4 protein-coding genes are annotated in these 4,169 nt (G+C 46.5%); 1 reads left to right on the top strand and 3 read right to left on the bottom strand.

Features of this window, described 5'->3' with window-relative positions; translation table 11 throughout:
- A partial coding sequence (locus tag OU792_RS18175; RefSeq protein ID WP_274670998.1) for a TonB-dependent receptor domain-containing protein occupies nucleotides 1-1,381 on the top strand: 1,381 nt, incomplete at its 5' end.
- 51 nt (nucleotides 1,382-1,432) lie between these two features.
- On the opposite strand, the gene moaCB is transcribed toward OU792_RS18175, so the two are convergent.
- The 3 genes from moaCB to mobA form a co-directional block, all read right to left on the bottom strand.
- Nucleotides 1,433-2,344: a bifunctional molybdenum cofactor biosynthesis protein MoaC/MoaB gene (gene moaCB, locus OU792_RS18170; protein WP_274670997.1), complete on the bottom strand. Its 912-nt coding sequence runs from the start codon at nucleotides 2,342-2,344 to the stop codon at nucleotides 1,433-1,435.
- Nucleotides 2,345-3,604, bottom strand: a complete 1,260-nt coding sequence (locus OU792_RS18165; protein ID WP_274670996.1) for a pyridoxal phosphate-dependent decarboxylase family protein — start codon at nucleotides 3,602-3,604, stop codon at nucleotides 2,345-2,347.
- 11 nt (nucleotides 3,605-3,615) lie between these two features.
- Nucleotides 3,616-4,169: molybdenum cofactor guanylyltransferase (mobA, locus tag OU792_RS18160; RefSeq protein WP_274670995.1), on the bottom strand; the 554-nt coding region annotated here is incomplete at its 5' end.

Genomic DNA, 4,169 nt, shown 5'->3' with positions numbered 1-4,169 from the left:
GGGGTCTATAGGGCTTTTCGCGGATATGCAGGCTACTCAGCGGGATCTGCTTCAGCTTTCAGTAAATAGAAACTTCGCCAGAGACGTTGATTTTCCTTCCCTAGGAATGGACCTCAGAAACGACGACACTTGGATGCTCAGCCTGAGGCACAGCAGAGAACTGAATAGAAAGAAGGCCCTCCAGTGGAACAATGCCATCTACTTCACCCGGGTGGATCACCTGATGGACAATCTACTACGCGAGGAAAGAATGATGGATGCCTCTACTCCGGCCATCACCCAAAACTGGGGATTCAGAAGTGAAGGGGTCTGGAGAGTCAAGCAAGGGAAACTCTTTGCGGGTGTGGATTTCAAAGAAGAAGCCGCCGATGGTAGCCGTACCCGGACACTGACCATGGGACCCATGGCAGGCAAAGTCTTCGTGGATAATCTATGGCAAGATGCTCAAATCCAGAAAACCGGTCTATTCTTCAACTACCAATTCCCCATAGGAAAAACAGTCCTGAATGCCTCTGGTAGACTAGAAGCAAATCATGCGCTGGCCAATAATCCGGCAGAAGAATTTCAGCAGCTACACGCCAGTAACGAAAACACCCAACTCAATCCGGGAATAAGCCTAGGTGCGCAATTTGAGTTGAATAAAGCATTTTCTCTAGGGGTATGGGCTGCAAGTGTGAAACGTAGCGGTAGTTTATTGGAGAGATTCGTCAATTATCTACCAGTGGGCCTAGACCCTTGGGAACTAGTCGGAGATCCAACGATCAAACCTGAACAAAACAATGAAATTGACCTCATTCTCGCCTATCAAAAAGAAAAAGTCTCCATGGAGTTCACCCTTTTTGGCTCCTATATGAGGGACTATATCAGCTCCGTAAAGACAGATCTGAAACCCAGACTCGCGAGCAGCCCGGGCGTGAGACAGTATGTAAATATCGGTCAAGCGATGAAAACAGGCATGGAATTCAATTTCAAACAGCAAATCAGTAATAACCTCAGTCAGTCCTTGGCCATGGCTTACACCTATGGGCAGGATTTTGAGCTGGATGAGGCCCTTCCTGAAATTGCCCCGCTGGATGTGAGATACCGGCTACAGGGTAGTTGGATCCAAGGTAAACTACAGACAGGGCTTAGTTTGAGACATGTTTTGGCTCAAGAACGAGTTTCTGAAGCCTTTGGGGAAGGTAGCACTCCTGGCTTTAGCCTCCTGGACCTAGACTTGAGCTTTCCTCTGAGCAGCATGGTATTGGTTAAAGCCGGAGCACAAAACCTCTTCAATGAGACCTACTACGAGCACCTTTCCAGGCCCATACGAGCCGGAAACATCCCAATGTACGCCCCGGGTAGAAACTTTTTCGTGATGGTCAGCTTGAAGTTTCCTTAAGTAAAAATCCAACCTGCCAGGATTTAAAACCCTGGCAGGCTTTAAGCCATATTAATCATGTCTAGCCCCTTCCATCACCTTGAAAATGTGAAGAATGGAAGGAAAAACTGCATCCATGGATTCTGAAGCTCCTTTGGTCGAACCAGGAAGTCCCAATACCAAAGTGTCTCCGATCAATCCTGCCACGGAGCGGGATAGCATGGCATAAGGCGTACGTTGCTGTCCGAAATTTCGAATAGCCTCTTCAATCCCGGGTATTCTTCTTTCTATTATTTCCTCCAAGGCCTCGGGCGTAATATCTCTTGGTGATAAGCCTGTCCCTCCTGAAAAAATCACCATATCCATTTGATCACTTACCTGCTGAGAACAAAGCTGTTGGATTTGGTCTTTTTCATCAGGTATGATTTGGTAAACAAGAACTTGAACTCCGACTTTTTCCAGTTTTTCTTTGATCACCAACCCGGCGGAATCTACCTTTTTCCCTGCCGAAATCGAGTCCGAACATACAACCACAGCAGCTCGAAGGGACTGCTCCAGATCTTTTTTGCGATCGGACTTCCCTCCTCTTTTTTCAACCAGCTTGATTTGCTCAATAGTCACTCCTTTGTCTATAGGCTTGAGCATATCGTACATAGTCAGGGCTACCACAGAGGCTGCATGCATCGCTTCTACCTCCACACCGGTCTTGTAGATGGTATGAATTTCGACAAAAACGGTTACTTCAATAGCTCCTACTTCATAGCTAACGGAAGTAAACTCCACCGGTAAAGGATGGCAATCGGGAATCATATCTGCGGTCCTTTTGGCAGCAAAAAGGCCCGCAACACGTGCACACTCGAGCACGTCGCCCTTAGGGACAGTTCGGTTTTGAATGGCTTGGATGGTTTCAGGATGACTTACTTTGACGATCGCCTGGGCCACTGCTTTCCGTAGGGTGTTACTTTTATGCGTGATGTCGACCATTTAATTCGTACTTAAACTCCGGGAAGATAGCATATCCTGAATAAAATCCTTCAAATGCTCTATTTCCACATGGTCCATCAGCACGATTTTATACCATTGATTGGTCTCATCGTGGGTTTGTGGGACAAGGTTATACTTATGAGCCAATGATTCCGGCACACATTCGGAGCGAATGGTGACAATATTCATCTCCTGTTCCCGAAAATAGATTACCCCCAACTGATCCAATTGCTTGCAAAGCCAGTTGGTCCGCATTTTGATCACAGATATCTTTTCAAACCACTTATGAGGACCATAGGTAGTCAAAATCACCCAAACTGCCACAGCATTGGCACCCGATCGACTTCCACAAAGGGTCAAGTCCATCCCTTGAACATATTTTGCTTCTGAAGTGAGTACATTTTCGATCAGTTCTTTTCGGCAGACAAAAATACCTGTACCATAGGGTGCCTGAAGCATTTTATGCGCATCAATAGTGATTGAAGAAATATCCGGATTGGTGAAGTTGATTTGGTTTTCGAAGTCTCCAAAAGGATAGACAAAACCTCCATAGGCTCCATCGATATGCATACGGAAAGGGAGGTGAAATTCGTGAAGGACAACTGTGAAAACTTTGGGATCATCCACGGAGCCAAACATGGTAGTCCCCATATTGGCGACAACGATAAAGTACTTTTTACCTTTCTGAAGGCTTGCTTTCACCGCCTCTCTCACAGCCTTTGGGCTTACTTCTCTGGTATCCGGATCTACTGAGACTTTTTCCCAGTCGATCATCAGAAGATTGGCAGCCTTGGGGATGGAGTAATGGGTATCTTCGGAAGCAAGAATGACAATTTCATCCAACATGGCTCCCTTATTTTTCAAAAATTCGTTTCGATAAATCCACAGTGCCTGTGCATTGGCCTCAGTGCCTCCCGGAGAAATATACCCGTCAAACTCCCCTTCTCCGATTTTGAACAGGTCCACAGCAATCATGTTCAGGACCTCCCGCTCTATCGCTTGAGTACCTTTGAATGCATATTCGGAAGTCCCAAAGGTATGGCAACCGATATGGTTGGGGTTGGCGATGTATGTACTCAATACGGGCATTTCCCGAAGGAAAAGAGACTCATTTGTAAATACCTTTTCATCCAATCGAGAGGCAGGATAGCCCAAGTTAGCATCTTTAGAAAAATCCACATTGACTTTTAAGGCTTGCTGGACTCGATTGAGCCGCTCCTCTGGAGAGAGTTTTCTCCAGAACTTCATTTGAATTTCCATATCACAATATATTAGTTTTTTTCTTCAGGGAAATCGGAAAAAGTCCGGACTTCTTCCAGGGTGTTTACATTGGTAAATTCGAGATGAGGATCGGTAGAAATAGTCGCCAAATCGACCACCTGATGGGTTTGCCCCTCAATAAATCCTTGCACCTTGTACTCCTGCCGCTCCAGACTGGACAAGACCTGTGGCAGAAGGCTGACAGGATAAATCCCCGGAAAAGGATAAAGGCTCCCGGAAATCATGCCGATAACTATTCCCGTGCACTCCTTTGAGAGGAGTTTATTAATCGTGCCAGTCTGAATCAGCGGGGAATCACAGGAAAAGATAATGGCATGGGAGCATCTACAGTAGGTCAACGCTGTGTAAATTCCACCCAGGGGTCCACAGTTTGGGATCAAATCCGGAATCACAGGTACCCCCATGTCAGCATATCCTGGATGATGTCCGATAATATGCTGTGAAAGGCCCAGAGGAGCTGTGGCCTCTAGGACATGCTGGATCATGGGTTTGCCCTTTAGCTCCACAAGGCCTTTTTCCTGACCCATCCGGGTACTTTTGCCTC

The sequence above is a fragment of the Algoriphagus sp. NF genome (genome assembly GCF_028823735.1).
Taxonomy (GTDB): Bacteria; Bacteroidota; Bacteroidia; order Cytophagales; family Cyclobacteriaceae; genus Algoriphagus; species Algoriphagus marincola.
The sequence above is the reverse complement of the archived record's forward strand: the minus strand, read 5'-3'. Positions and strand labels throughout refer to the sequence as shown.

Bases quoted from the DNA above. Each gene is read 5' to 3' on its own strand.
- moaCB (WP_274670997.1), bottom strand. From the start codon at position 2,344: ATGGTCGACATCACGCATAAAAGTAACACCCTACGGAAAGCAGTGGCC.
- OU792_RS18165 (WP_274670996.1), bottom strand. From the start codon at position 3,604: ATGGAAATTCAAATGAAGTTCTGGAGAAAACTCTCTCCAGAGGAGCGG.